This is a genomic window from Noviherbaspirillum pedocola (genome assembly GCF_016632335.1).
Lineage (GTDB): Bacteria > Pseudomonadota > Gammaproteobacteria > Burkholderiales > Burkholderiaceae_D > Noviherbaspirillum_A > Noviherbaspirillum_A pedocola.
This window is the reverse complement of sequence record NZ_JAEPBG010000001.1, coordinates 1-25232: the sequence shown is the minus strand read 5'-3', so window position 1 is coordinate 25232 and position 25232 is coordinate 1. Positions and strand designations below refer to the sequence as shown.

At 55.6% G+C, this 25232-nt stretch carries 26 protein-coding genes and 1 pseudogene; 20 read left to right on the top strand and 7 right to left on the bottom strand.

The genetic code is table 11. The annotated features are described in order from the left end of the window. Positions 1–70 precede the first annotated feature (70 nt). The 5 genes from JJB74_RS00135 (at position 71) to JJB74_RS00115 (ending at position 7593) form a co-directional block, all read left to right on the top strand. The gene (locus JJB74_RS00135; protein WP_200589453.1) at positions 71–1387 is read left to right on the top strand and encodes a TolC family protein; all 1317 of its coding nucleotides are present in this window, start codon (positions 71–73) and stop codon (positions 1385–1387) included. Further along, positions 1384–2928: an efflux RND transporter periplasmic adaptor subunit gene (locus tag JJB74_RS00130; protein ID WP_200589451.1), complete on the top strand. Its 1545-nt coding sequence runs from the start codon at positions 1384–1386 to the stop codon at positions 2926–2928. Before JJB74_RS00135 ends, JJB74_RS00130 begins: the two co-directional genes overlap by 4 nt. Then, positions 2925–6113: an efflux RND transporter permease subunit gene (locus JJB74_RS00125; protein ID WP_200589449.1), complete on the top strand. Its 3189-nt coding sequence runs from the start codon at positions 2925–2927 to the stop codon at positions 6111–6113. The genes JJB74_RS00130 and JJB74_RS00125 overlap by 4 nt, the downstream gene beginning before the upstream one ends. Continuing rightward, complete coding sequence (locus JJB74_RS00120) at positions 6094–6477, top strand: copper-binding protein (protein WP_200589447.1); 384 nt, start codon at positions 6094–6096, stop codon at positions 6475–6477. Before JJB74_RS00125 ends, JJB74_RS00120 begins: the two co-directional genes overlap by 20 nt. 429 nt (positions 6478–6906) lie before the next feature. After that, the gene (locus JJB74_RS00115) at positions 6907–7593 is read left to right on the top strand and encodes a haloacid dehalogenase type II (protein ID WP_200589445.1); all 687 of its coding nucleotides are present in this window, start codon (positions 6907–6909) and stop codon (positions 7591–7593) included. 7 nt (positions 7594–7600) lie between these two features. On the opposite strand, the gene JJB74_RS00110 is transcribed toward JJB74_RS00115, so the two are convergent. Together JJB74_RS00110 and JJB74_RS00105 are read right to left on the bottom strand one after the other, a co-directional pair. After that, positions 7601–8254 (bottom strand): NrsF family protein, encoded by a 654-nt coding sequence (locus JJB74_RS00110; protein WP_200590697.1) that lies wholly within the window; start codon positions 8252–8254, stop codon positions 7601–7603. After that, positions 8254–8910: a sigma-70 family RNA polymerase sigma factor gene (locus tag JJB74_RS00105; RefSeq protein WP_234483417.1), complete on the bottom strand. Its 657-nt coding sequence runs from the start codon at positions 8908–8910 to the stop codon at positions 8254–8256. Before JJB74_RS00105 ends, JJB74_RS00110 begins: the two co-directional genes overlap by 1 nt. Positions 8911–9045: 135 nt before the next feature. On the opposite strand from JJB74_RS00105, the gene bufA1 reads away from it, so the two are divergent. The 7 genes from bufA1 (at position 9046) to JJB74_RS00070 (ending at position 15319) form a co-directional block, all read left to right on the top strand. Further along, positions 9046–9366 (top strand): BufA1 family periplasmic bufferin-type metallophore, encoded by a 321-nt coding sequence (gene bufA1, locus JJB74_RS00100; RefSeq protein WP_200589443.1) that lies wholly within the window; start codon positions 9046–9048, stop codon positions 9364–9366. A 13-nt stretch (positions 9367–9379) separates the two neighbouring features. Next, positions 9380–10270, top strand: a complete 891-nt coding sequence (gene bufB / locus JJB74_RS00095; RefSeq protein ID WP_200589441.1) for an MNIO family bufferin maturase — start codon at positions 9380–9382, stop codon at positions 10268–10270. After that, positions 10242–11057: an HvfC/BufC family peptide modification chaperone gene (locus JJB74_RS00090; RefSeq protein ID WP_200589439.1), complete on the top strand. Its 816-nt coding sequence runs from the start codon at positions 10242–10244 to the stop codon at positions 11055–11057. Before bufB ends, JJB74_RS00090 begins: the two co-directional genes overlap by 29 nt. After that, on the top strand, positions 11054–11536 hold the full coding sequence (locus JJB74_RS00085; RefSeq protein WP_200589437.1) for a DoxX family protein: 483 nt from the start codon (positions 11054–11056) through the stop codon (positions 11534–11536). The genes JJB74_RS00090 and JJB74_RS00085 overlap by 4 nt, the downstream gene beginning before the upstream one ends. A gap of 242 nt (positions 11537–11778) precedes the next feature. Beyond that, entirely contained in the window at positions 11779–14202 is a 2424-nt protein-coding gene (locus tag JJB74_RS00080) for a heavy metal translocating P-type ATPase (protein ID WP_200589435.1), read from the top strand. Then, entirely contained in the window at positions 14199–14597 is a 399-nt protein-coding gene (gene cueR / locus JJB74_RS00075) for a Cu(I)-responsive transcriptional regulator (protein ID WP_200589433.1), read from the top strand. The genes JJB74_RS00080 and cueR overlap by 4 nt, the downstream gene beginning before the upstream one ends. A 53-nt stretch (positions 14598–14650) precedes the next feature. Continuing rightward, positions 14651–15319 carry a DUF4396 domain-containing protein gene (locus JJB74_RS00070; RefSeq protein WP_200589431.1) on the top strand — a complete coding sequence of 223 codons (669 nt, stop codon included), beginning with the start codon at positions 14651–14653 and terminating at the stop codon, positions 15317–15319. 23 nt (positions 15320–15342) lie between these two features. Here JJB74_RS00070 and merR read toward each other — a convergent pair whose 3' ends face one another. Beyond that, the gene (gene merR, locus JJB74_RS00065; protein WP_200589429.1) at positions 15343–15753 is read right to left on the bottom strand and encodes an Hg(II)-responsive transcriptional regulator; all 411 of its coding nucleotides are present in this window, start codon (positions 15751–15753) and stop codon (positions 15343–15345) included. A gap of 88 nt (positions 15754–15841) precedes the next feature. Here merR and JJB74_RS34325 point away from each other — a divergent pair. The 3 genes and pseudogenes from JJB74_RS34325 to JJB74_RS00050 all read left to right on the top strand — a co-directional run bounded on the left by JJB74_RS34325 (position 15842) and on the right by JJB74_RS00050 (position 18110). Further along, a pseudogene (locus JJB74_RS34325) lies at positions 15842–16479 on the top strand (mercuric transporter MerT family protein). A 5-nt stretch (positions 16480–16484) separates the two neighbouring features. Continuing rightward, positions 16485–16697, top strand: coding sequence for a GDCCVxC domain-containing (seleno)protein (locus JJB74_RS32995; RefSeq protein WP_234483411.1), 213 nt, complete (start codon positions 16485–16487; stop codon positions 16695–16697). A gap of 66 nt (positions 16698–16763) precedes the next feature. Then, positions 16764–18110, top strand: a complete 1347-nt coding sequence (locus JJB74_RS00050; RefSeq protein WP_200589423.1) for a dihydrolipoyl dehydrogenase family protein — start codon at positions 16764–16766, stop codon at positions 18108–18110. Between the two features lie 97 nt (positions 18111–18207). On the opposite strand, the gene JJB74_RS00045 is transcribed toward JJB74_RS00050, so the two are convergent. Both JJB74_RS00045 and JJB74_RS00040 read right to left on the bottom strand, forming a co-directional pair. Continuing rightward, the gene (locus JJB74_RS00045; RefSeq protein WP_234483410.1) at positions 18208–18798 is read right to left on the bottom strand and encodes a carboxymuconolactone decarboxylase family protein; all 591 of its coding nucleotides are present in this window, start codon (positions 18796–18798) and stop codon (positions 18208–18210) included. A gap of 68 nt (positions 18799–18866) precedes the next feature. Beyond that, on the bottom strand, positions 18867–19478 hold the full coding sequence (locus tag JJB74_RS00040) for a TetR/AcrR family transcriptional regulator (RefSeq protein WP_200589421.1): 612 nt from the start codon (positions 19476–19478) through the stop codon (positions 18867–18869). 466 nt (positions 19479–19944) lie between these two features. On the opposite strand from JJB74_RS00040, the gene JJB74_RS00035 reads away from it, so the two are divergent. Beyond that, a complete protein-coding gene (locus tag JJB74_RS00035; protein WP_234483409.1) occupies positions 19945–20229 on the top strand; it encodes a hypothetical protein in 285 nt (94 codons plus the stop codon). Positions 20230–20459: 230 nt separating this feature from the next. Beyond that, the gene (locus JJB74_RS00030; protein ID WP_200589419.1) at positions 20460–20888 is read left to right on the top strand and encodes a phosphate-starvation-inducible protein PsiE; all 429 of its coding nucleotides are present in this window, start codon (positions 20460–20462) and stop codon (positions 20886–20888) included. 89 nt (positions 20889–20977) lie between these two features. Here the strand turns inward: JJB74_RS00030 and JJB74_RS34115 are convergent, their stop codons facing one another. Further along, complete coding sequence (locus tag JJB74_RS34115; RefSeq protein WP_200589417.1) at positions 20978–21511, bottom strand: glycine zipper 2TM domain-containing protein; 534 nt, start codon at positions 21509–21511, stop codon at positions 20978–20980. Positions 21512–21527: 16 nt separating this feature from the next. Next, entirely contained in the window at positions 21528–22046 is a 519-nt protein-coding gene (locus tag JJB74_RS00020) for a glycine zipper 2TM domain-containing protein (RefSeq protein WP_200589415.1), read from the bottom strand. A 544-nt stretch (positions 22047–22590) separates the two neighbouring features. On the opposite strand from JJB74_RS00020, the gene JJB74_RS00015 reads away from it, so the two are divergent. The 3 genes from JJB74_RS00015 (at position 22591) to JJB74_RS32985 (ending at position 24495) form a co-directional block, all read left to right on the top strand. After that, positions 22591–23016: a hypothetical protein gene (locus JJB74_RS00015; protein WP_200589413.1), complete on the top strand. Its 426-nt coding sequence runs from the start codon at positions 22591–22593 to the stop codon at positions 23014–23016. A gap of 178 nt (positions 23017–23194) precedes the next feature. Further along, complete coding sequence (locus tag JJB74_RS00010; RefSeq protein WP_200589412.1) at positions 23195–23791, top strand: hypothetical protein; 597 nt, start codon at positions 23195–23197, stop codon at positions 23789–23791. A gap of 521 nt (positions 23792–24312) precedes the next feature. Beyond that, complete coding sequence (locus JJB74_RS32985) at positions 24313–24495, top strand: hypothetical protein (protein ID WP_234483407.1); 183 nt, start codon at positions 24313–24315, stop codon at positions 24493–24495. Positions 24496–25232: the final 737 nt, after the last annotated feature.

The window sequence follows — 25232 nt, the reverse complement described above, 5'->3', positions numbered from 1 at the left end:
CCTGAACTTCTGTTGATTCGCTGGCCGGCATGTTGCCGAAGCTGGCGCACGTCCAATCACAGGAGAATTCATGTTTTGCAGCATCAAATCGCTGCCGGCAGCCAATAGCCGGAAGCACTATCGTTTTCATCTGAGTGCCCTAGTGGCGCTCGCCATCGTCCCAGTTTTCAGCCTGGCCGAGTCCAGTGGGCTTACCTTGGACCAAGCAGTGCAACTGGGCGTTCAGCACTCCGCCTCTAGCCAAGCTGCGGCTGCTTCTGTACAGGCTAGCCGGGAAATGGCTGTGAAGGCAGACCAATTACCAGCCCCGATGCTAAAGTTGGGCGTCGATAACCTGCCCGTGACTGGCGAGGAAAAGTACAGCTTGACGCGTGACTTCATGACCGCGCGCCGCGTCGGCATCGAACAGCAGTGGGTTTCCTCCGACAAGCGCATCGCCCGCGCCGAACGTGGTCAACGAGCCGTCGAAGCCGAAGAAGCCAATTACTTAGCCAACGTCGCCGACGTGAGAAAAGAGACGGCCGTAGCCTGGATAAATGTGCTGTTTGCTCAGCGTTCCTTCGAACTGCTGAAGGCATTGGAAAATGAAACAAGGCAGGACCTGACCACGGGCCAAGCAGCGTTGCGCGGCGCAAAAACAGGAGCAGCCGACGTTCTGCAAGCCCAGCTAGCCTTGGCACAGGCGCAGGACCGCACTCGCAAAGGCGAGCAGGTGCTCAAGAGCGCCAGGACGGCGCTGTTTCGGTGGATAGCCGTTCCCGTGGAGTTCGTTGACGGCACGCTGCCACCATTGACCTCCCATGTGGTGAACCTTCCGGTCGAGGAGCTTGAGAAATACCACCCGATGCTTTTGTCAGCTAAGCGAGGGGTCGCCTTGGCCGATGCCGAAACGACGGTCGCCACTACTGAGCGACAGCCTGACTGGAGCTTTGAAGCCGCCTATGCCCAACGAGGCAGCCAATACTCCAATATGGTTTCGGTCGGTGTCAGCATCCCGCTCCCAGTCAACCGCGCACAGAAGCAGGACCGCGACATCGCTGAGAAATCAGCGCTGGGCACCAAAGCCCGGATGCAGTACGAAGACGCCCGGCGACAGCTGCAGGCCGAAATTGATGACCAGGCTCTGACCTTGTCTAGCCTTCAAGAGCGGGTGTCTCAACTCAAAAAGGAATTTCTGCCGACGGCAGACCAGCAGGTCGAGTTGGCCACGGCTGCATACCGGTCAGGAACAGGCAGCCTGGCGGCAGTCTTCAATGCCAAACGGATGTCCTTGGACGCCCAAATGCAGGTGCTCGATGTCGAAAAGGAAGCGGCGACCACTTGGGCCGAGCTTGAATACCACGTCGTCCCGCATGACCAAACAGCAATGCGGAGGGTCGACCAATGAAGTCGAACATCGTAATGAAAGCCTTAGTTCTTGCGCTGGCTGGCGCCGGGCTGGCCTATGGCGGCTACTGGGCCGGCATGCATCAGAGCACGAGCCAACCCGCTACGCCAGCTGCGTCGGCGGCCCCGGTAGCAGGCGACAAGATTGACCCGAAGACGGGTCGCAAGGTTCTGTACTGGCATGACCCAATGGTGCCCGGCCAGAAGTTCGACAAGCCGGGTAAGAGTCCTTTCATGGACATGGAGCTGGTGCCTGTCTATGCCGATGAAGCGTCCGCAGAGGGCGGGGTCAAAGTTAGTCCCACCGTGCAGCAGAATTTGGGAGTCCGGTTCGCTACCGTACGCCGTGCGGAAACGCGAGACTCGCTCGAGGTAGTTGGCACGACCCAGTTCGACGAAAGTCTTTCTGAAGTCGTACAGAGCCGCGTGACCGGCTACATCGACCGGCTCTATGCCCGCGCGCCCATGCAGCGCATCAAGCGCGGAGAACCGGTCGCCTCGCTGTTCGTTCCAGACTGGATTGGTCCGCAAGAGGAGTATCTGGCACTCAAGCGGTCCGGGAACGACGCACTGGCGGCCGCCACGCGCCAACGGATGCAGGCTCTCTCCATTCCGTCAGGGCTGGTCGACCAGGCTGAACGGACGGGCAAGGCGCAGAGCCAGCTTACGCTGACGTCGCCAGTAACCGGCGTTATCACAGAGTTGGCGGTGCGCGAGGGCGCCATGGTTTCGCCAGGAGTGACCGTAGCCAAAGTGGCGGGCCTGAACAAAGTCTGGCTGGTGGCCGAAATTCCGGAGGCGCTGGCCAATTCGGCGCGGTCAGGAATGCTGGTCGAAGCCGCACCATCCGGCGACGCGAATCGGAAATATACGGGCAAGGTGCGTGAAATCCTGCCTGGCGTGAGCACCGCCACGAGAACGCTACAAGCCCGCCTTGAGCTGGACAACCGGGATGGTAGCCTGACCCCGGGAATGCTCATGCGGGTCCGCCTTGGCGCCGACAAGCCGGTTTCTCGTCTATTGGTTCCCACCGAGGCGGTCATCGTGACCGGAAAGAGGTCAGTGGTCATCATCGCAGGCGAAAACAACAGCATGCAGCCGGTGACCGTCACGACTGGCCGGGATATCGGGGAAGACACCGAAATTCTTAGCGGCCTGGCCGAGGGGCAGAAAGTAATCTCCTCCGGACAATTCCTGATTGACTCGGAGGCTAGCCTAAAAGCCGCTCTGCCGAAGCTTGCCGAAGCGACCCAGGCGCAGGGACAAGCGCGGCCGGGCCCCGAGCCTACCTCGACCAGTACGGCGCCGGTGTACCACGGCGTGGGCAAGGTAGAGAAAGTCTCTCCACAGGGCATCACGTTCTCGCACAAGCCCATCCCGGAACTTCAATGGCCAGCCATGACTATGGAGTTTGTTAAGCCACGTCCGGACGCCTTCTCGGAAACCAAAGTTGGCCAGGACGTCGAGTTCTCGTTCAAGGAAGGCAAAGACGGCAGCTACGTGCTCGAAACCGTCACGCCGGTTGACGGGGGCAAGAAATGATTGCCCGTATTATTCGGGCATCCATCGCCAACAGGTTCTGGGTGCTGCTTACTGCCGCTGTCATCTTGATTGTGGGCGCGCGGGCGGCAATGACCGTTCCGCTCGATTTCTTGCCCGACATCGGGGAAACGCAGGTAATCATCCGGGCCAATTATCCGGGGAAGTCGCCGCAGCTCATTGAAGACCAGGTGACGTTCCCGCTCAGTACGGCCCTGCTGTCCGTACCCGGCGTGAAGACGGTTCGAGGCTATTCTTTCTTCGGGGATTCGTTCGTCTACGTCCTGTTTGACGACAGCACCGATTTGTACTGGGCACGCTCGCGGGTGCTGGAATACCTGAGCCAAGTCCAAAGCCGCCTGCCGCCGGGCGTACGAGCGGAACTGGGGCCGGATGGCACGGGGCTTGGCTGGGTCTACGAATACGCCTTGGTCGACCGCACTGGACAGCACGACCTGAGCCAGTTGCGAGCGATGAACGACTGGTTCCTGAAGTACGAACTCAAAACGGTTCCGGATGTTGCTGAAGTTGCCAGCATCGGTGGCATGGTCAAGCAATACCAAGTGGTCCTGGACCCGGACAAGCTGCGGATATTTGGCATTTCGCACGCGAAGGTGCTCGATGCTCTGGCGAAGGCCAATCAGGAAACAGGCGGTTCTGTCGTCGAAATGGCCGAGACGGAATACATGGTCCGCTCGCGTGGGTATCTGCGCTCCCTGGAAGACTTCCGTAATGTGCTCTTGAGTGCCAGCGACACCGGGACGCCCGTCCTACTGCGCGATGTCGCCACCATCCGTCTGGGGCCGGAAATGCGCCGCGGTATCGCCGAACTGAATGGTCAGGGCGAAGTCGCAGGCGGCGTGGTCGTGATGCGCTCGGGGAAGAATGCCCTGGACACCATCAAGGCGGTCAAGGCGAAGCTGGCAAGCCTGCAAGGCTCCCTGCCCAAAGGCGTTGAGGTGGTGCGCACCTATGATAGGTCAAACCTGATTACCGCTGCGGTGAAGAATCTCCGCAATAAGCTCATCGAGGAATTCATTGCGGTCGCGGTCGTCTGCGCCATCTTCCTGTTCCATTTCCGTAGTTCCTTGGTCGCCATCCTGTCACTTCCAGTGGCGGTGCTCGCGGCGTTCATTGTGATGCGGTACCAGGGGGTGAATGCCAACGTCATGTCCCTTGCCGGGATAGCTTTGGCAATCGGTGCCGCCACTGACGCCTCCGTCGTGCTCGTGGAGAGCGCCCACAAGCATCTGGAGGCCTATGCGCATGCTCACCCCAATCGACAAATCGGCAACAAAGAACGCTGGGAGCTTGTGACAGCGGCCGCCATTGAAGTCGGGCCGGCACTGTTTTTCTCGCTCCTCATCGTAGCGCTGTCATTCGTTCCGGTGTTCGCCTTAGAAGCCGCGGAAGGTAAGCTGTTTTCGCCCTTGGCGTACACCAAGACCTACGCATTGGCGGCGGCGTCCGGTTTGGCAGTTACGCTGGTCCCGGTCCTGATGGGCTACTTCATCCGCGGCCGCATTCCCAGCGAGGCGTCCAATCCGCTCAACCGGGTACTAATTCGCGCTTACCGGCCGCTACTGGAGGCCAGTATCCGGTATCCAGCCTGGGCCATTGGCATTGCTCTTATCGCTCTAGCGTTGACCGCCATACCGGTCTCGCGCTTGGGCGGTGAATTCATGCCAGCGCTGGATGAGGGCGACCTGCTCTACATGCCATCCGCATTGCCTGGACTGGCTGCATCCAAGGCGAGCGAACTCCTGCAGCAGACTGACCGGCTCATCAAAACGGTGCCCGAGGTGACTACGGTCTTCGGCAAGGCGGGCCGCGCGGAGTCAGCCACTGACCCGGCGCCGATGGAGATGTTCGAGACGACCATCCAGTTCAAGCCCAGAGAGCAATGGCGGGCCGGCATGACTACTGAAAAACTGGTCGAGGAACTAGACCGCGTGGTGAAGGTGCCAGGTCTCTCTAACGTGTTCGTGCCGCCTATTCGTAATCGTCTGGACATGCTCTCTACGGGAATTAAAACGCCAGTCGGCGTGAAGGTTTCAGGAGCGGACCTCGAAGAAATTGACCACATCACGCGGCAAATAGAGTCAGCCGTCAAAGGCGTCCCGGGAGTGACGTCGGCGTTGGCAGAGCGGGTAAGCAGTGGGCGATACATCGATGTCAATGTCGACCGGGCACGCGCGGCAAGGTATGGCTTGTCTGTGGCCGATGTGCAGTCTGTCGTGTCATCGGCGATTGGCGGCGAGAACGTTGGCGAAGTCGTCGACGGCCGCCAGCGCTTCCCCATCAACGTACGCTATCCGCAGCAATACCGGGACTCGGTGCAATCCCTGCGGGAGTTCCCAGTTGTCACCGACAAGGGGGCGCAGATTCGGCTGGGCGATATCGCCGGGGTGCGCATCACCGATGGGCCGCCAATGGTACGCAGCGAAAATGCCCGGCTGTCGGGGTGGGTCTATGTGGATGTACGCGGCACGGACTTGCTCTCAGCGGTCAAGGCCATGCAAGGCGCGGTGGCTCGCGAGGTCAAGCTTCCGCCCGGCTACTCAATCGGGTGGTCCGGCCAATTCGAAAGTATGGAACGCGCGGCTGCGCGGCTGGAAACTGTCATTCCGGCTACGTTGCTGGTTATTTTCTTCCTACTGTACCTGGCCTTCCGGTCGGTCTCGGAAGCGCTTCTGCTGATGCTGACCGTGCCATTTGCACTCATCGGCGGCTTCTGGTTCATCTGGCTGCTCGGTCACGCGGTTTCGGTCGCCACGGCGGTCGGTTTCATCGCGCTGGCGGGGCTTGCAGCGGAGTTCGGCGTAGTCATGCTGGTCTACCTGCGCAATGCGCTCCAACAACGCTTGGACGCCGGGCGCCCGTTAACCAAGGAACTGATTGCCGAGGCTATACGGGAAGGCGCGGTGCAGCGCGTTCGGCCCAAAGCCATGACTGTCTCTGTCATCTTGGCCGGACTGATTCCTTTGATGCTGGGGCATGAGGCAGGGCATGAAGCTATGTCGAGACTCGCAGCGCCTATGGTCGGAGGGATGTTGACGGCACCGTTGCTGTCCCTCTTTGTCATCCCCGCGGCTTGGCGCCTCCTTCAAGAGCACAAGCTACGACGCAATACCCATTTTCCACTCTCATCCACAAAGGAGTCATCCCATGGAGAATTTACTGATTAAAACCACCGCAGCTTTCGGCTTTGCCATGCTGGTGCTGAATGCCTACGCTGACCAAGGTAATGGCAGCATGAAAATGGATATGGGCAACATGAAAATGAATTCTATGCAAATGGGCTCATCCAAGACTGCTGGACTGGCCACGAATGAGGCAGAAGTGAAGGCGGTCGATAAGGCAGGAAAAGCCATCACCATACAGCATGGCCCCTTGAAAAGCACAACGGTCGAAATGCCACCGATGACGATGACTTTCCCAGTTCAAAACGCTTCGCTGCTTTCGACGGTTAAAGCAGGTGACAAGGTCAAAGTCGCTGTTGAAAGGGTCAAAGACCAGGCGACGGTTACAGCGTTGACTGTGGAAAAGTAGTAAGGGCTCGCGCGGTTTTCTTGCAAATGCCTATCCACCTAGTGCGCATGGCGATGGTAAATGTCCGGAACGCGGGAATGATGCGTCAACAGCTCATGGCAATGCAGTTGGACATGCGGGTTCTATCCGTCCCACGCGAGGTCGTGCTGACGTTGGGAATGCTCGCCATGCGTACGCAGGCGAGCATGAGGCGTTAGTTGATGGGAGTAAACACATTTGCGCTTTCCGGTCTGGTGTAGCCAGACTCATGTTTCTCAATCGAGCACCCGCAAGAAAATCGAAGGATTCTTGCGGCATGTACGTTAATCCAAAACGAAAATACAGTGCCAAATCAGTTGCTGAAAAATGTTTTGGAACGTATAGTCTAAAATCTCCATCTATAGGACAACACCGATTTAAACACTTTCTTGTAATAGAAGGAGACGAAAAATGGTTGAGCAGAAACTCCGTCCAACGGTGCTTCTATTTGACGTAAATGAGACGCTGCTAGATTTGACGCCGTTGTCGGAGAGCATCAATGCCGTACTCCTGGATGAGCGCGCCGCTAAACTATGGTTTACAACCATGCTTCAGTACTCTCTCGTCATGACAGCCAGCGAACAGCACGCATCGCTACCGGACATCGGCGCAGCCGTTCTGGAAATGATGGCTAAGAATACGGACGTTGTTTTGACTACGGAGCAGGCGAAGAAAGCTCTCGAACCAATGCGCACGCTTCCTGCGTTTCCGGATGTACGACCGGGATTGGAGCAATTGAAGCAGAAGGGCTTTCGGTTGGCGACGTTAACGAATTCTTCGCAGTCAGGCGTCAAAGCACAAATCGACTACGCGGGGCTGTCGGATTGCTTTGAGCGTCAACTTAGTGTCGAAAGCGTCGGAAAATACAAGCCACACCGCTCCGTTTACGAATGGGCAGTCAAAGAAATGGGTTGTGAGCCAGGCCAGTGCATGTTGGTCGCTGCCCATGGATGGGATGTCGCCGGCGCAAAATGGGCTGGCTTGCAAACTGCGTTTGTCGCCCGCGCGGGCCAGCAACTTTTTCCTTTAGGACCAAAACCTGATTTCAACGTTGCTGATATACAGGTTTTGGCTGACCAGCTCTGCAAGGGAAATTAGCTTGCTATCACTGGGACTCCATCCATTCGAAAATACGCCGCGCATACTTGCCGCTTAACCACACAAACAAGGCGGCCAGTCCAAGGTTCCATATCAATATCATGATTGTGGCATCAAGCGGATGGAATACCGACAGCGCAGCTGCCGTCATCGCCGCGACAGAGAGGCTACCCGTCATCGCGACGGAATTCGGTGATAGCCGGGCTACGTGCCGTAACATGAGGAGCATCAAGAGGGACAGCGGCATGCCGACCAATCCCAGCGTTGCAAAGCAACGTGCCGTCTCGCCAAAAGAAATGCCGTCCGGACCAATGGCAACCCACTCAGACAGGCAACCATAGCCAATCGTCCCGAACCAGACGCCCGCCGCTGGTATCGGCAACAAAAGCCACCGGCGTAACGTCCCTGGGACACTAACCATGAACGCCGCTACGGCAGCGAGCAGCCCTGTGGTGATGGCTGCTGCTACACCGAGAAGAAAACGAGGCTGGCCGAGCTTCAGCTCCCAGTCTGGCCGCAGACCGTGCGCGATACCGACGAGAACCATGATTAGCATGGCAAACAATATCCAGCATGCGGCTCTTACAATGGGAGCGCGAAGCCGCTTAACCGGCTTTACGTCTGCAACAAGCAGGTTAATCAAGTCATTGGTTCGGTTCATCATCTCTTATCTCCCTGCTTGAATAGCTCTTGCAGGCGCTTCATTGCCCGGTGCGTCGCGACCTTTAGCGCGGATATCGACATCCCGCTCGCAGCGGAAGCTTCCTCTAGTGACATTTCTTCCAGCTTCAGCATGCGCACGGCGTGACGCTGTCCTGCCGACAAGCGCTCGACGGCGGCGCGTACCAAGCGCGCGTCCACAGCTTCTTCTTGCGAGTTAGTATCCGTGGAAACAAAAGTTTCGTGCTCAGGTTGAAGCGGCATCTCGCGCGCGTCAACACGCCCACGCCGGCGTAACCCGTCGGTAATTCGCCTGTTCACAATAGCAACCAGCCATGGCCCGAATGGGCGCGACGGGTCATAGGTATGGCGTACCGAGTGTATCGTCAGCAAAACATCTTGAACCGTATCCTCGATGTCGGCGCTATTGCGTATCTGGTGGGCCACGAGCGCTCGTACATAAGGGGTGATGCCTTCAAGGAGTCGGCGATAGGCCTCCTGGTCGCCAGCTTGTGCATTGGCCATCGCAATGGACCAGTCCAATGTCCCGTCTCCTCGAAGACTTGACGATTCAGTCTGCACTTTCGACGTGGTGAACTTCTCGGCTTCATGCTCCAGGTCTGTGGAGGGGCCGAGACGAAATGGGTACTTGAGCATGGCTGCATTTTGCGCGATGGACCGGGCAAACGTCATGCAAAAAATATTTTGAAAGGACGGTAACCTTTAGCGGTGTTCCGCCGAACTTCAAGATACGGTGCCGAAATCGGGCCGCAATCTTCCGGAGAATGCAAGATGAACAAACACGTTTTGGCCGCCTCGACCCTGTCTTCAGCCATCGGCTTGGCGCTCGCCATGCAAGCTCTCCCTGCTCAAGCACAGCAGTCGAAAGATATGGGCGCCATGCCGCAAGTGGTCAAAGACAACATGGCAAGAATGAAAAATAGCAAGCTCGAAAAATGCTACGGCATCAATGCCGCGGCAAAGAATGACTGTGCCGAGGGAGCCCACTCCTGTGCCGGTCAGGCGACGCAGGCGCGCGATACGAAGTCGTTCGTTCTGCTACCAGCAGGCGATTGCAGCAAAATCCAGGGCGGCAAGCCGAATCCTACCTGAGCGAGAGTCGGCTATGCATGCTGCATTATCTGCTTCGCTGCGTGCATCCAGCCTGATTCCGGCACGCGCCGGCGTCGGGCTGCGCTTCCGACATCATCAGGAAGTGATAGATGAGCGTCCTGCTATCGCCTGGTTTGAAGTGCACACGGAAAACTACATGGGCGGAGGTAGAACGCCTGGCTGTCTGGACTCCATTCGACGCGACTATCCGATTTCGCTGCATGGAGTCGGATTATCACTTGGAAGTGCCGAAGGAATCGATGTTCACCATTTGAACCGCGTTCGCGCAGTCGTAGAGCGTGTCGAACCTGGACTGGTATCGGAGCATCTCTCGTGGAGTGTCATCGGCGGAAGGTATCTAGCCGATTTGCTACCGCTGCCGTTGACCGAGGAAGCGTTGCGCGTCGTATGCAATAACGTTGACCATATGCAGTCTTGCCTGCAGCGCCGTATCGCAATCGAAAATCCCTCGTCCTACCTACGTTTCCAACATTCAACTATCCCAGAGTGGGAGTTTCTCGCCGAAGTGGCACGGCGAACCGGTTGCGGCATCTTGTGCGACGTCAACAACATATATGTCAGCGCCAAGAACCATGGCTGGGATGCCAAAGCCTATCTGGATGCCTTGCCGCCGGAGGCAGTTACCGAAATTCATTTGGCTGGCCACAGTGAACGCCAACTCGACAATGGCCAGGTCATTCTCATCGACGACCATGGTTCACGTGTTGCGTCGTCAGTCTGGTCCCTTTATGAGCAAGCGCTCAAACGTTTCGGATGTGTCCCGACCTTGATTGAATGGGACACGAGCGTGCCCGCGCTCGACGTGTTGATGGAAGAGGCGGCAATTGCCACGGCAGCTTTGGAGAAACAGCGAAATGCATCCCCGTACGCCAACGCTGCTTGAGCTGCAGCAGGCAGTCTACTCTGACCTACTCAGTGCAGGCGATAGTCATGCCTCCGAATTTGTCGTGACTGATGGACTGGACGCCCGTAGCCGAATCACGATTTACCGTAATACCGTAACCAGTACGCTGGTCAGCTCACTACGCTTGTCTTATCCGGTCGTCCAATTGTTGGTCGGGGCCGAATTCTTCGAGGGCGCCGCACGCTTGTTCATCGAGCAGAACCCGCCGATGAGCGCGTACCTGGACGCCTATGGCGCCGGATTTCCGGATTTTTTTGCACGCATGCCCGAAGCGGCGGCACTTGGCTATCTCCCTGATACTGCACGGCTTGAATGGGCTGTGAATGAGGCCCTGCATGCGCCCGATAAAGAACCTCTCGAGGTCGCTCGCCTCGCTTGCGTGGAACAGTCAGAACTCGGAAACGTGCGGTTTGTGGCGCATCCTGCCGTACGGATGCTCCAGTCCACGTTTCCAATCGATGTCATTTGGCGCGCGGTCTTGGACCGTGACGAGAGCGCCTTGGCGCAAATCAGCCTGGATAACGCTGCGGTGTTTTTGCTTGTTCGCCGGTCCGCGTCGGGAATAGAAGTGGAACGAATAGCGGGGTGGCAGTGGAAGCTTACCGCCGCGCTGCTTGCAGGACAGCAATTGGGTACGGCTCTCGTCGGGATGCCGGAAGCCGAGACACATCTTTGGCTCGCGTCGCTTCTTGCATCAGGCTGCTTCACCGATATTGACCTGTCCATGAGGGCGCGCGAGTTATTACTCGGAGAGGATGTCATATGAAGCATCTTTCACAATCTGCATTATGGGACTCGTCGTCGACAAGCTGGTCGCGAAGCATAGTTGGATGGCTCGAGCGGGTGCCCTACAGCTTGCTCGCGCTCCCGTTACGGTTCGCTGTCGCCACCATATTCTGGAACTCGGCGATGACGAAGCTGGCCAATTGGAGTACCGCGCTTGAACTATTCCGGGAGGAGTATCGGTTGCCGTTTCTTCCTCCTGAGATTGCCGCCTATCTTGCAGTCTCTATCGAGCTGACAACACCGGTACTCCTAATCCTCGGGTTGGCGACCCGCCCGGTGGCCTTGGTGTTGCTCGGGATGACGACCGTCATTGAGGTGTTTGTGTATCCGCTTGCATGGCCAACCCATATTCAATGGGCAGCAATGCTGCTTATCTTGTTGTGCCGAGGCGCTGGAAAATGGTCAGTAGACTACTGGCTATACCGACGGCTCAGTGGACCCGTAGTCCTGGGCCGGTAAGTCGCGGGGGCAAAGAATAAGAAAGTCTACGCGTTTGCAATTCACCATTCCGCCTGAAAGTGCGGCACAGTTGGTCGCACTTGACCATCCACACAAGATGGACGCCCGCTTTGCGCTCGATGTTTCCAGGCGTAAAGCGCTGTAGACAGAGTATGCCTGTTCCGTCTCGTTACCACCAAAATCCTCCCTTGACCTTCCCATCGTTGGAATCACTATCGTGAGGGACATAGACAGGAGGTTTTATGGATACCGCTGTTAGGGAAAGAGCAGACACCACGGAACTGAGCTTCAAAATCGGTGGGATGACTTGCGCATCGTGCGTCTCACGTGTGGAAAAGGCGTTACAAGCAGTTCCTGGGGTGAAGAGTGCTTCCGTCAATATGGCAACCGAGAACGCCACCGTGTACGCAGCGCCCACCGTAAGCTTCGAGGCGATTTCGAAGGCGGTGGAAAAGGCCGGTTATGAAGTGCCCGGAGAACAAGTCGCATTGTCGATTTCCGGCATGACCTGCGCGTCTTGTGTGGCACGCTTGGAAAAGGTGCTCAGAAAGGTGCCGGGCGTCACCGAGGCGTCTGTCAATCTTGCGACTGAAAAGGCGCAAATCCGCACGACTGGTGTGCCGGTCGATGTTCTCATCGCCGCCGTGCAAAAAGCTGGCTATGACGCAGCTGTCGAAGCCGGGGGCGCGCCCGCGTCACAACCCGCGAATCGACTTCCAACGTGGTGGCCGGTCGCGGTATCAGCCCTGTTGAGCGCACCACTGGTCGCCCCGATGTTCGGAATGCTGTTCGGCCGGGACTGGATGCTGTCCGGATGGTTGCAGCTATTGCTGGCCACGCCAGTGCAGTTCTGGTTGGGTGCCCGCTTTTACAAGGCGGGCTGGAAGGCGCTGCGAGCCAAGTCAGGCAACATGGACCTGCTCGTCGCTCTCGGGACAAGCGCTGCCTACGGCCTGTCGGTTTATCTGCTGATAAAAGACGCGGGCCACCAAGGCATGCATCATTTGTATTTCGAATCGTCTGCCGTTGTCATTACGCTGATTTTGCTCGGCAAATGGATGGAAGCTCGAGCGAAACACCAGACGGTTGCCGCCTTGCGTGCGCTCGAATCCTTGCGTTCGGCCGTCGCAATTATTCGGCGTGATGGTCAAGAGAGCGAGGTGCCGATTGCTTCTGTTCAGGTAGGCGATACGGTGATTGTCCGCCCGGGAGACCGTCTTCCGGTCGATGGCGTCGTTATCGAAGGAAGCAGCCACCTGGATGAATCCCTTCTGACCGGCGAAAGCCTGCCGGTGGCCAAGACCATTGGCGACGCAGTGACCGGGGGCGCGGTAAATGCCGAAGGTCTTCTCGTGCTGGAAGCTACCGCCGTTGGCGGCGCGACGATGCTCTCGCATATCATCAAACTGGTCGAAGAGGCGCAAGCGGTAAAGGCCCCGATTCAGCGGCTCGTCGACAAGGTGAGTGCAGTCTTCGTCCCGGTTGTCTTGTTCATCTCACTGGTCACGTTCTTCGGTTGGGGCTTGCTTACCGGAGACTGGCAGCAAGCCTTGTTGAACGCTGTGGCGGTCCAGGTGATTGCCTGCCCTTGCGCGCTTGGTCTGGCCACGCCGACTTCCATCATGGCTGGCACCGGCGCAGCCGCTCGATACGGCATCCTTATCAAGGATGCGGAAGCTCTTGAAACCGCGCATGCGGTAACTACGGTGGCGTTCGACAAGACCGGCACGCTGACGGAAGGCAAGCCAGCAGTCGTCGGTATTGAGGGCGCTGCCCGGTCAGATAGTGAAGTTCTCGAGCTCGCCAGGGCCGTTCAGCAGTACAGCGACCACCCTTTGGCGAAGGCAGTCGAAGTCGCTGCCGTTTCCCGCGCAGTCGTACTTCGCCCCGCTTCCGCAGCCAAAGCGCTTCCCGGACGTGGCGTCCAGGCTGATGTGGACGGCGCAACGGTGTTCTTGGGCAACAAGCGCCTGATGGAAGAAATCGGCGTCCCGGTAACGCAGATGGAAAACGCTGCCAAAGCCCATGAAGACGCCGGACAAACCGTATCCTGGCTAGCGGTGCAAACTGCTGACGACATTGCACTTGCCGGGCTCTTGGCCTTTGGCGACACGCTCAAGGCTTCGGCGAAGGCAGCGGTGTCCCGGCTTAACCGCATCGGGGTACGCTCGGTAATGCTGACCGGGGACAATGCAGGAAGTGCGAAAGCCGTTGCAGCCGCCGTCGGCGTTACGGATTTCGAGGCCGAGGTTCTGCCTGCGGACAAAGCGAACGTCGTTACTGCGCTGAAACGCGATGGAGGCAAAGTGGCGATGGTCGGTGACGGCATCAATGACGCGCCTGCTCTTGCGGCAGCCGATGTCGGCATTGCCATGGCCACCGGTACGGACGTCGCCATACACACGGCGGGCATTACCCTGATGCGTGGAGACCCGGTGCTCGTGGCAGACGCCATCGATATCTCCAAGAAGACATACCGCAAGATTCAACAAAACCTTGGCTGGGCCTTCCTCTACAACGTCATCGGCATTCCGCTGGCAGCTCTTGGATATCTGAATCCGGTGATTGCGGGCGCAGCAATGGCATTCAGCAGCGTCAGCGTGGTCTCGAATGCACTGCTGCTGCGCCGGTGGAAGCCAGCAACCGGGCAGGGAGGGCAGTCATGAACATCGGACAGGCAGCAGAGGCATCTGGTGTGAAAGCAAAGATGATTCGGTATTACGAAAGCATCGAATTGATTTCTGCTGTTCACCGTACTGAATCCGGGTATCGCCAGTATGGCCAGACTGACGTGCAGAAACTACGCTTCATCAAACGCGCACGCGAGCTGGGATTCTCTATTGAGCGTATCCGAACGCTACTCGAGCTCTGGGAAGACCGTAGTCGCAGAAACTCAGAGGTCCGCAAGCTCGCCCGCCAGTACATCAGCGAGCTCGACGCAGACATCGAAAAGCTGCAGTCCATACGGAACCAACTGCAGCACCTTGCTGATACCTGCGAAGGAAACCACCGGCCGGAATGCCCAATTCTCGACGAGCTCGAGCGAACCGCTCGCCACTAGGCAGAAGAAGGAAGCCTGTAGGCAATTCCCGCGAATATCGATGGAGAAATGATATGCCACATTGGTTGATTATCCTGGCCTGGTTGTCTGTCATTGGCGGCGTGATGACAGCGCTTGCCATTGGAGTGGATGTCATGGCGCATCCACAAATGATGAAAATCATGAATCTGGTCTGGCCGATTACAGGCTTGTACTTCCCGATGATTGGCTGGTGGCTGTACACCGGCATGGGGCGCCCACTCGCTATGGATGCCCCCAAGTCGGCGGCAAGCAAGCCGCATTGGAAAAGCATATTCCTGTCGGCTACGCATTGCGGCAGCGGGTGCGTGCTCGGCGACCTGATTGGCGCACCAATTGTCTTTGTCATCGGATGGCAGGTGTTGGGAGAGCGGCTGTACGCGGACTATTTGATGTCTTTCACGTTGGCCTACCTGTTTGGCATCGCGTTCCAGTATTTTCCTGTTCGCGCGATGACCAAAGCATCGCCTGTCGAGGCGCTGAAAGATGCGGTGAAGGCTGATACCTTGTCCCTCATTGCATTTGAGGTCGGCATGTTCGCATGGATGGCGGTGGTCTATTTCATGCTGATGCCATCGCACCGCCCTGAACCGACATCGATGGTGTTCTGGTTCATGATGCAGGTCGGGATGGTCCTAGGTTTTCTGACCACCTATCCTGCCAATTGGCTACTCGTGAAATGGGGTGTCAAGAGTGGTATGTGATGGAAAGTTCGACCGAGACGGCCTTATTTCAGCATATCGACATCAAGACCGAGTGCGAGCGATTGAATGATTGGGCATGCGCCTTGGTGCTCTCCATGCTCACATTGTTGTACGAGGCGGGTCAGTGCTTGGCGCATGTTCAACAGGTCGGCAATCTTTGCCTCGATAAGGGACAATTTATCAATGGCAAGCTCATGCATATCATGGCAGCAGTCCGTACCTTCCAGCCGCAGAAGATGCTCAATTTCATCCAAACGAAAACCCAAAGCCTGGGCGCGCTTGATGAAGCGAAGGCAACGAACGTCAGCGTCATCATAACGACGCTGACCGTTCAGTGGCTTTGTTGGCTCGCGCAGCAGGCCACGGCGCTGGTAATACCGCACCGTTTCGACATTAACATTGGCCGCCTTGGCAATTTGTCCGATAGTCAGCATGGCAGTTCGACTACTACAAGAGGTGCTTGATTCCGTACCAAGGTACGCAGTCTATACTTTGGTTGTCATTTGAGGGAGGAGTTCGTTCATGCTTTTTTGGGATTCGAAACGGTCGCTAGCCGTTGGCGTTTTGGCCGCCATTGGCGCCTCAGTTTGCTGCGTCGGTCCTTTACTGCTGTTGACGCTCGGTATTGGTGGCGCCTGGATTAGCAATCTGGTGGCGTTCGAACCGTACCGGCCGCTATTCATTGGGCTTACCGTGCTTTTCTTTGCCATGGCGTTTCGCCGTCTCTATCTGGTCAAGCAAGTCTGTAGTCCGGGGCAGGCTTGCGCTATTCCTGTGGTAGTCAAACGGCAGCGTGCGATTTTCTGGGTGGTCACCGTCTTCATCATCGGATTGCTCGCTTTCCCGGCGGTAGCCCCTCTATTTATCTGAAAGGAACCAAAATGCGACTTCTTGCAAAAATCCTGGCGCTGGGCCTGTTACCCATGGCGTCGGCATTCGCGGCGTCACAGTCGACAGTTCTCGATGTGAAGAACATGACCTGCTCGCTATGCGAAGTGACCGTGAAAAAGGCGCTGCAAAAAGTGCCAGGCGTTGAAGACGCCAAGGTCGATTATGACCACAAGACGGCGACGGTCCAGTTTGACCCGGCCAAGGCGGATACTGCCGCGCTGGTCAAGGCTACAACCGATGCAGGTTACCCATCCACGCCACGAAGGTAATCAGGATGACCGGTCCAATTACCGAATCGATATTGACTTGCCCAAGGTGCGGTTTCGCCAAACGCGAAACGATGCCGACTGATGCCTGTCAGTTCTATTACGAATGCGAGAACTGTAAGACTGTTCTTCGTCCGAAGTCTGGGGACTGTTGTGTCTTCTGTACGTATGGGTCGGTAAAGTGCCCGCCGGTGCAAGAGCAACGAGATTGCTGCAGCTAACGTAGGCGACCATTCCGCCGCTGGCACGCAAACCCAACGCACTCATGCGCAAAAAGGATATAACAAATGGCGAAGCAATATGACCTCGTTGTGATTGGCGCCGGCACGGCGGCGATGGTGGCGGCTATGCGGGTACGCGCAGCCGGCTGGCAAGTTGCCGTTATCGATTTCCGTCCTTTGGGCGGTACCTGTGCCTTGCGTGGTTGCGACCCCAAGAAGATGCTGATTGCGGGAGCTTCTGCGATTGACCATGTCCAACGCATGCGCGGCAACGGAGTCGTCGGCGATGCCCATATCGACTGGGAAAAGCTGATGGCGTTCAAGCGCTCTTTCACGGACCCGGTACCAGAAAAAAATGCGCAGCGTTACACCGACAAGGGCATTGATACCTATCATGGCCGGGCGCGACTCACCGGCAGAAACTCCCTCGAAGTAGATGGCGAAGCGCTCGATTCGAAATACATCCTGCTCGCCTCGGGGGCTGAACCGGTTAAGCTCAATATCCCGGGTGAGGAATACCTAATCGACAATGAAGGCTTCCTTGCTCTTGAGAGCCTGCCACGGCGAATCGTGTTAGTGGGTGGGGGCTATATTGCCGCCGAGTTCTCCCATATTGCAGCTCGTGCTGGCGCGAACGTGACGATTCTTCAGCGTGGCGACCGCATGTTGAAGGGATTCGATGCCGACCTGGTGGCTTGGCTGATGGAGAAATTCCAAGCACTTGGCATTGATGTCCGCACTAAAACGTCGGTAGAGGCTGTCGAGAAAATTGGCGCAAACTACCGTGTCCATGCGTCTACGAATGGCCGCAAAGTCACTATTGACGCGGATTTGGTTGTCCATGCTGGAGGACGCTCTCCCGACCTGGAATCGTTGAATCTCGTCGCGGCGGGAGTAACTACCAAAAACGGAAAGCTGGAGCTCAACGACTATTTGCAAAGCATATCGAACCCCGCAATTTACGCAGCCGGCGACGTCGCGCAAAAAGGGCCGCCATTGACGCCGGTTTCAAGCCATGATGCCAAGGTGGTAGCTGAAAATCTACTCAAGGGAAACCACCAGCGGCCTGATTATCGCGGCGTACCGAGTGTCGCGTTCACTATCCCGCCAATTGCTCGCGTAGGTCTGTTAGAACAGGAAGCCCGGGCCCAAGGGCTCAAATTCCGTATCCAGAGCGAGAAAGCATCAACCTGGTTCACGGCTCGGCAATCAGCAGAGCCAGTATATGGCTTCAAGGTGCTCGTTGAGGAAACCACAGAACGGGTATTGGGCGCACATTTGGTCGGGCCAAATGCTGATGAAGTCATCAATCTCTTCGCTCTAGCTATTCGGCATGAACTAACCGCCCAAAACTTGAAGTCGACGATATTTGCCTATCCAACAGGTGCTTCCGATATCGGCTATATGCTTTGAACGCCGGCCTTTTCTAAGATGACTCCTGCGCGCTTAGCACGTCGCCATACCAAGCCGGAACGAAGTCCGGCTTGGTAGCCTACCTCAAGGATGGCTTTTACGACTCAGTTTTCGGGCTCCATTTCTTGGAGGCGAACTGCGGGTCTACTTCGGTATGGAATACGTGATTGGCGTAATTGCTGATGGTCTTCACAGCAATGGCCAAGATGATGTCGAGTACATTTTTTTCGGTATATCCTGCATCAAGGAATTTCTGCAACTCTTCAGGCGTCGGATTCCCCCTCGTTTCAACCATCGTACGTGTGAAGGTGGACAGTGCTTGGAGCTTCGGCTCGTCGATGGCTGCATCCTCGCGGACCGCTTGGATAGCCTGATGAGGGGTCTTCGAGATGGCCTCGGCAATAAAGCTATGGGCAGCGACGCAATAGGTGCATTCGTTCACGCGCGCAATCGTCAGGAACACCAGTTCTTGCTCCGCTGGAGTAAATCCCGCCTCATTGCGGAAAAGACCGTAGCCATACAGATAGGTGTCCAATAAAGCGGGCGCATTAGCCATACCGGCATACATGTTGGGAATGAAGCCTGCCGACTTTTTTCCAGCTTCTAATACTTCTTTAGTTCGGCCCTCAGCGGACGAAGGTTGAACAGGGGAAAGCGAAAGTTTTGCAACCTTTGAATGCTCCATCATGGTCTCCTTGTGAAAAAGAACAGTGAATTACAATTTTGTACCAATCGGTACAAAATAGCGAAAAAAATTTATGCCGTTAGCTGTTGCACGAGAAGGTCGATAAATGGGGCGAGTTCGGCCGCTGAGTAACCGCCTTTGGCCAATACACGCATCCCGGCAATGCCTGTAACAAGTGTCAGAGCAACGGCATCGGCATCACAACTGAAGTTGATAGTGCCCGCCTGAACGCCTGATTTAATGATAGCGGCAAACGCCTTTTGCATCGCCATAAAACCCGACTTCAGCTCGGTTTGCACGTCGACGGATTTTGCGCCTAACTCGGCAGCAGTGTTAACCAGCAAGCAGCCCCGTCCATCGTCGTTGCATTGGGCAACATTAAGAAGTAGTTGCCGTAATGCGCCGACGGTATCGCTTTCGTCTACAAGCCTGCGGACTGCCGCACTGTGCATGTTTGCATAACGAGCAAGGGCGTAGAGGAGCACATCTTGCTTGGATTTAAAAGCATTATACAAAGATGACTTCGCAACACCCATGGCGCTCGCAAGGTCCGCCGTTGAAAGTGCTTCATAGCCGTTGCTCCAAAAGGCTTCAACAGCACTATCAACTACCTCTTCATGTGAGAACTCTCTTGGTCGCCCCATAGTAATGTCAACGGATAATTGAAAATGATTTTGGGCCAATCATACCAAAACCAGGGAAGAAGTGCACGTGCCACCTATTGTTGCTTTGAAGTATTTGACCATGGGGAGGTTGCCGTCCCACTTTCCTATCCAGTTCGTAGTGAATAGGGCAGGCATACTATGTCGTTTCGTTTCGTTTTGGTATAATCGGTCCAAAAATAAATGCTACCTAAATATGCTGGTTTTTAGGGCGTCCTAAAGATTCCGCCATTATGGTGTGGTCGCCCGCGCCAATGAAATCTGGCGGTTATGCCAACCCGGCACTTCAACATGCGGCGGTGAAAGCGCGCGTGCAAAGAAAGCACTTTGCAGTGACTGCGAATTAAAAAGGGCTCCCTATATGCTAAATAGCAAAGTACTTCTTGCCGCTAGTCAAATTATAGCGGGGTGATATAACACCTAGTTGATGCGGAACCCTGCAAACATTCATATGGAATTGTTTCAGATAAAAGGGTGTGCAATGCAAATGAAAACATTTTCTTTTTTTCGGTATTTCGGAAGAATCGTGCTGGCCGCTAAAAACCCCGTTATTTTTTGGGCATCGTTGCGGACGTCGTTGTTCGTAGGCTCAATTCTTAACACAATCAACCAGGGAGGCGCATTCATTGAGGGCGCGCCAATCGCGGTAGGGCACCTTTTGATGAATTATGTTGTTCCATTCTGCGTTTCAAGCTACAGCGCGGCACGCAATGAAATATTTCGGAATTCTTCTAATGTTGCGCAGGAAAAGCAAAATAATATAAAGCGGTGAGGGTGTTGAGGAGGTGGTATGGATTCTCTGTCGGGCGCTTTAATGAGTTTAGGCTTTGTGAGGATGTGGCGCGTATTGTGTTAATGGTGATGTGATGAGTCAAGGTTTTGGGGGATATGTCCAGTCCTTATTCCCAAGGCGATGACCGTGTCATCATAAAACAATTTTTGACATTGTACGCTTTTCATCTTTCAGAATGTTTAACGGTGTATTTGCTTATAAGGAAATAGATGAAATCAATTCGGTCAATGCAGGAAGTTTTTCGCAAGCTGCTTCACATCTCTGAAATGTTTGGTTTGGTTGTTATCGCTATTGCGACTACCTACGCAATGGCACGTGAGGCATGGGCAATGGCATTTTTTGGTAAGGTAACGCTTACCGACTTACTGCTGATGTTTCTTTTCCTTGAAATATTAGTCATGGTTACCCAATATTTTAAAGCCGGCCAATTGCCGGTTCGTTTTCCGCTGTATATCGCCATAGTTTCGTTGGCCCGAGAGTTGATTCTCAATATTGAGCGCATCACCGAATGGCATATGCTTGCATCAGCGGGGGCGATATTTCTCCTTGCTCTCGGCGTGCTACTAATTCGATACGGGCAAAGCAAATATCCAAGTAATGGTGACTCTGAAAAGGAAGAGGGCACTGTAATGCGGTGATGGCGATAAATAGCGCCTAAAGCATCCCTCTTCAGTGCTTGGAGAGGTCGCATTATCTCGATACCAAGCTAACTTCCATTTGTCCTCTGCTAGTCGTCATCGTCGTGATGGTGGTGCTTATGCCAGCGACGGTCCCAACGGTCCCCGTAGCCGTAGTAATCAGGTTGAGCAGGTGCCACATAGTATCCTGGCTGCTGAACAACCATGGGCGGTTGCGCATATACCGGGGCGGGTCGTACGTAGACGGGAGCAGGTTGTACATAGACTGCGGCGGGCTCTTGAGCCACCGGCACTCGCACCTGGTCGACGACAGTGCGGCAGCGCTGGACCGAGCGAAATCCGGGGCCGCCGCTATTGGCGATTTGGTCGCCGACCAACGCACCGGTCACGGCACCAACCGCAGTCGCAACAGCACGTCCGTTTCCGCCGCCAACTTGGTTGCCCAGGATGCCACCGGCAAGTCCACCGAGAACTACGCCACCATAGCCCTGACCGGCGTTTTGTACAGGGACTTGCTCGTTCCAGCACTCCTGGCGCGGGCGCTCGAGGATGCGATATTCCGTCGCAGAGGCCACAAGAGGAAAGGCGAGAACCGCGATTACGCTCAATGTCCGGAATGACATGGCCGCTCCTTGGTGTTTAGAAGTTTCGCTTGGCGACTTCATTACCGACATATCCGCCGCCGACTGCACCGGCTATGGTGGCCAGAGTCTTGCCGGTGCCTCCGCCTACTTGGCTGCCGAGCAGACCGCCGACAACGGCGCCGACACCAATTCCAACCGGACTATTGCTTGCAGCAGGAGCAGGACGCTGATAGACCGGGGCGGGTGCATACCGGGGAGTTGAATCATATTGAGCGTACTGCGTAGCATGGGTATGCCGTGGTGCGGTCGCGTGCTGCACATACTGGTCATGCACAACTGTCCTGTGCTCTACAACCTCTCTCACCACAACAGGAGCGGTTTGTTGAGCCTGTGCCGGGATATTGGCGACAGCAGCTTGCTGGGTCGCCACTGGCACATGTTCAGCGACGGTGCCATGCGAACTCGGAAGCAGGCCCGTAATTGCAGCGACACCGACCAAGCTTACTAGCATGACAGACGCGGCAGCGCCGGCGACAAGGGGATGGATACGATTTGATGCTTGGTTCATTTCCATGTTGTGCTCCTTAAGCAAGTGCGATTGGGTTGTTCAAAGAATATTCCCAGACCAACGGCATTGGTACACAGAAAGCTGTTTCACCGGTAACGGGTTGTAAATGCTGCCACAGCGGAATAGGAAAGACATCCCGAAGTCGCTGAAAAAGGCCCCATTCGGGTCTCCGGACACTGTGCAGCGAACCTCGGTAGACAAAATGAACGTTGTGCGACCGCTTTTTCAGTCAATGGCTCGCACAGCATGAACTCTGAATTTCCGGATGAGCCGACTTCGACGTACGACGCTGACGCTTTTGCAAATCATTCGGTGTCCGTGAGTCCAAGACAAAGCGCTTATCGACATTGAGAGGCGCATCGGAGCCATGTTAAGGAAGCGCGGGACCATGCAACCAAAGAACCTAACGATTGTGTTACCTGTATGTTAAGCATGCATGCTTTGTCCGTTTTCCAATGCTCGGCCGCACGTTGCTGCTATCCTGCGATTCGCGTTGTACTGCCGCCGCTTGCGGCCGGGTCGCTGTAACAGTACGTCCATAGGTGAAATTATGAAAATGACGTCCAAACTCATTGCGCTCAGCGCGGCAGTTCTCGCCGGATGTGGCGGAGGCGGTTCCGCGGATGGTGGTGCAGCACAAACATCACCACAATTTATCGTCTGGGCGGGTAGCAGCGCAGGCAGTCATGTCATCGATGGTCCCGGGCATGTGTTTGCGTTCTACGCCGACACGGGATGCCTGTACAACTACCAGACAGGACAGGAAAACAGTGCATTTTGTCTTCTCCCGAGCAGCAATGTTGTCGCCTATGGCGCATTTCGGGGGCAAGTCGCTAACGTTCTGGCATCGAACGGCACATGTGAGGCTGCGATTATCGATTCGTTGACTGGTAATTTTAGCGATATCGAGCTCGACACCTATGGCAGAGAAGTGGTCGTTACTACGCAGTTACACCCGGCACTATGCGCGCCTTGACCAATAACCACCAAAGCGACCGCGAAAGCAACAATTGGTCATATTTCTCTTCTCAGCCCTAAGACCACCATAAACGGTATATTTAAAGGCGAGAATTCCTTCAGAATTTCCATCGCTGCTTATCAATAAACAAAACGAAATTTTAAAACGACCGATTTATTTATCAATGACAAATTTCATGAAATCCAAGTCTAAATTCTTCAGCTTCGCGGGCTCAATGCTCTTTTCAGCGCTTGCATTCTCCCCGGTAAGTTCTGAAGCTGCACTGCTAAACCTGCCTTTAAATATCAATCTCAATACGCAAGAGACAGTCACCCCCATTCAGTTAGCCAAGGGCGTATCTTGCCCTGCGGGGACGGCCTTTGTAGGCATGTCGGCAGGTACGGGGACGATAACAGTCGGTGCTGGCTCGAGAGGCTATAGCGGCCCAATTACTGCGACGGCTACTGATTGTGCCACTTCAAACCTTCAGTTCAGCGACGGCAAACTTACAATCACTGCCGTGAACGGCGATAAGCTTACTGCCACATACTTTGGCGCTTTCATTCCGACCGCGACGCCCGGGCTTTTTACCATTAACGGTGGCGCATTCACGATAACAGGCGGGACAGGGATTTTCGCTGGAGCTTCTGGCACAGGACAACTCCAAGGTACGGAACTCATTAACCCAGCTAACCCACTTTACTACGGCAAGCTACAAGCCACTGGAACGATATCGTTCCCACTGCCTAATTTCGAGCAGGGCAATACTTTCGGCCGGCAAAGCGAGCAATAGTGGTATTGGGTTCCCTAGCCGCCAGTCTCGGCCACATGACGGTAAAACGATTTAGTGGTCGCGGAACTACTGAACGACCGTACCTTATTTGGATTGCCCTCATAGAATTCGAAGACGTATAAAGCCCTGCGCTACACGGACGGCCCAGGTTCGACGGGGTGACTATCAGGTCGCGAAGCCAATGCCTGTAAAACCTCACCTCGAGGCGCCCGCCTAGTTCCCTTAAGCTCTCACCATCTGCAGGCCGGTAGTCCGGGGCTGGCTTGTCCGAGAGCGGCCAGAGTATGCGCGAGGGACCCACCCTTGGCGTTTTGGAGATAGTCATCAACACGAAGTTGAGCCGTAATTTGCTGCGCTGCGCTGTAGGCATTTGCGTCATCGGCTATAGAGCTAGTTCCTGACAAGCTCGTTCTTTGTGCACCCATTTGTTGCGGCGCAATAGATTGGTAAAGTAGTGCTTTGGGGGCTTACGTAAGATGGCAAGCTGCGCTGACATCGCAAAACGACAGCAAGGTCACGCAATGAATCGCTTGGAAATCGCAAAGTTGGGTGTGTCGTCAGATGCAGAAGCAGTTAAGGCATTGGGCACGACTTCACCACCTTCCGACGATTCACGGGGGTTGCTCAGCATTTTGGAGCCCATCATCGCATGCCAGTTGCTTCTTTTAGCGCTGGTCGCCATCATCATTCAGCAATACAGTTAATAAACAAACTGGCTTGCAGCTCGGCAGCCCAGCGTAATGGGTGGTCCGTAATGCGCGGTGGTCTCTTCCGCAAATAGCGGCTAAGCTTTTCTAACCACGCAATCACTCACACCGCCACCGGTCCCGCGTCAAGGGCGAGTTGCACCGTCAACGCATAGCTTATTTCCGTTACGGACGCAGTACCCGCTTGCTGCGTAGCCGCGGCATCGACCGCCGAAGTCAGCCTCTGGAGGTGTTCAGCATCACGTGTGACCGCCGCACGTCGATGAGCGGGTGATGTTGCGCCACTGGGAAGGAGACTTTCGTCAAATGAGCAGGCGCTCAGTCCTCGATTGGCATGCTGGTTGAGCGCAGCAGCCGTCTGGTGCGACTGGCGCGCATGGGGGATGCAACTGTGGCTACAACTGCGGCAATGGCCGGCTCTACTGACAATCCCAAGCTATTAGCACACCGCAGGTCCACGGCATGACGTACGACCGAGGTAGAAGTACGACCGACCATTTCGTTGTTGGATTTGCCCCCGTACTACCGGACACAGCGTCACACCAAGGTTAATGATTCCGTCCCGCGGCGAAACTCGCGTGGCGAACGATATTTCAGCGCGCTATGAGGATGCTGCTCGTTGTAATGTATATGAACGCCTCCCTTTGCGAGAGGTTTCTATAGCAACTAAGAACAAGTTGGGCTGCAGCTGTATATCCGGCCTTGTTGCAGCTCCAAGCCGCCGCTGCGGGCCA

What these genes read in the sequence shown, in the direction of transcription:
- JJB74_RS00080 (WP_200589435.1), top strand. Translation starts at nt 11,779, where the DNA reads ATGGATACCGCTGTTAGGGAAAGAGCAGACACCACGGAACTGAGCTTC.
- bufA1 (WP_200589443.1), top strand. Translation starts at nt 9,046, where the DNA reads ATGAACAAACACGTTTTGGCCGCCTCGACCCTGTCTTCAGCCATCGGC.
- JJB74_RS00015 (WP_200589413.1), top strand. Translation starts at nt 22,591, where the DNA reads ATGAAAATGACGTCCAAACTCATTGCGCTCAGCGCGGCAGTTCTCGCC.
- bufB (WP_200589441.1), top strand. Translation starts at nt 9,380, where the DNA reads ATGCATGCTGCATTATCTGCTTCGCTGCGTGCATCCAGCCTGATTCCG.
- JJB74_RS00135 (WP_200589453.1), top strand. Translation starts at nt 71, where the DNA reads ATGTTTTGCAGCATCAAATCGCTGCCGGCAGCCAATAGCCGGAAGCAC.
- JJB74_RS32985 (WP_234483407.1), top strand. Translation starts at nt 24,313, where the DNA reads ATGAATCGCTTGGAAATCGCAAAGTTGGGTGTGTCGTCAGATGCAGAA.
- JJB74_RS00125 (WP_200589449.1), top strand. Translation starts at nt 2,925, where the DNA reads ATGATTGCCCGTATTATTCGGGCATCCATCGCCAACAGGTTCTGGGTG.
- JJB74_RS00090 (WP_200589439.1), top strand. Translation starts at nt 10,242, where the DNA reads ATGCATCCCCGTACGCCAACGCTGCTTGAGCTGCAGCAGGCAGTCTAC.
- JJB74_RS00120 (WP_200589447.1), top strand. Translation starts at nt 6,094, where the DNA reads ATGGAGAATTTACTGATTAAAACCACCGCAGCTTTCGGCTTTGCCATG.
- JJB74_RS00115 (WP_200589445.1), top strand. Translation starts at nt 6,907, where the DNA reads ATGGTTGAGCAGAAACTCCGTCCAACGGTGCTTCTATTTGACGTAAAT.
- JJB74_RS34115 (WP_200589417.1), bottom strand. Translation starts at nt 21,511, where the DNA reads ATGTCATTCCGGACATTGAGCGTAATCGCGGTTCTCGCCTTTCCTCTT.
- JJB74_RS00020 (WP_200589415.1), bottom strand. Translation starts at nt 22,046, where the DNA reads ATGGAAATGAACCAAGCATCAAATCGTATCCATCCCCTTGTCGCCGGC.
- JJB74_RS00045 (WP_234483410.1), bottom strand. Translation starts at nt 18,798, where the DNA reads ATGATGGAGCATTCAAAGGTTGCAAAACTTTCGCTTTCCCCTGTTCAA.
- JJB74_RS00050 (WP_200589423.1), top strand. Translation starts at nt 16,764, where the DNA reads ATGGCGAAGCAATATGACCTCGTTGTGATTGGCGCCGGCACGGCGGCG.
- JJB74_RS00130 (WP_200589451.1), top strand. Translation starts at nt 1,384, where the DNA reads ATGAAGTCGAACATCGTAATGAAAGCCTTAGTTCTTGCGCTGGCTGGC.
- JJB74_RS00085 (WP_200589437.1), top strand. Translation starts at nt 11,054, where the DNA reads ATGAAGCATCTTTCACAATCTGCATTATGGGACTCGTCGTCGACAAGC.
- JJB74_RS00010 (WP_200589412.1), top strand. Translation starts at nt 23,195, where the DNA reads ATGAAATCCAAGTCTAAATTCTTCAGCTTCGCGGGCTCAATGCTCTTT.
- JJB74_RS00035 (WP_234483409.1), top strand. Translation starts at nt 19,945, where the DNA reads ATGAAAACATTTTCTTTTTTTCGGTATTTCGGAAGAATCGTGCTGGCC.
- merR (WP_200589429.1), bottom strand. Translation starts at nt 15,753, where the DNA reads ATGCTGACTATCGGACAAATTGCCAAGGCGGCCAATGTTAATGTCGAA.
- JJB74_RS00105 (WP_234483417.1), bottom strand. Translation starts at nt 8,910, where the DNA reads ATGCTCAAGTACCCATTTCGTCTCGGCCCCTCCACAGACCTGGAGCAT.
- JJB74_RS00070 (WP_200589431.1), top strand. Translation starts at nt 14,651, where the DNA reads ATGCCACATTGGTTGATTATCCTGGCCTGGTTGTCTGTCATTGGCGGC.
- JJB74_RS32995 (WP_234483411.1), top strand. Translation starts at nt 16,485, where the DNA reads ATGACCGGTCCAATTACCGAATCGATATTGACTTGCCCAAGGTGCGGT.
- JJB74_RS00110 (WP_200590697.1), bottom strand. Translation starts at nt 8,254, where the DNA reads ATGAACCGAACCAATGACTTGATTAACCTGCTTGTTGCAGACGTAAAG.
- cueR (WP_200589433.1), top strand. Translation starts at nt 14,199, where the DNA reads ATGAACATCGGACAGGCAGCAGAGGCATCTGGTGTGAAAGCAAAGATG.
- JJB74_RS00030 (WP_200589419.1), top strand. Translation starts at nt 20,460, where the DNA reads ATGAAATCAATTCGGTCAATGCAGGAAGTTTTTCGCAAGCTGCTTCAC.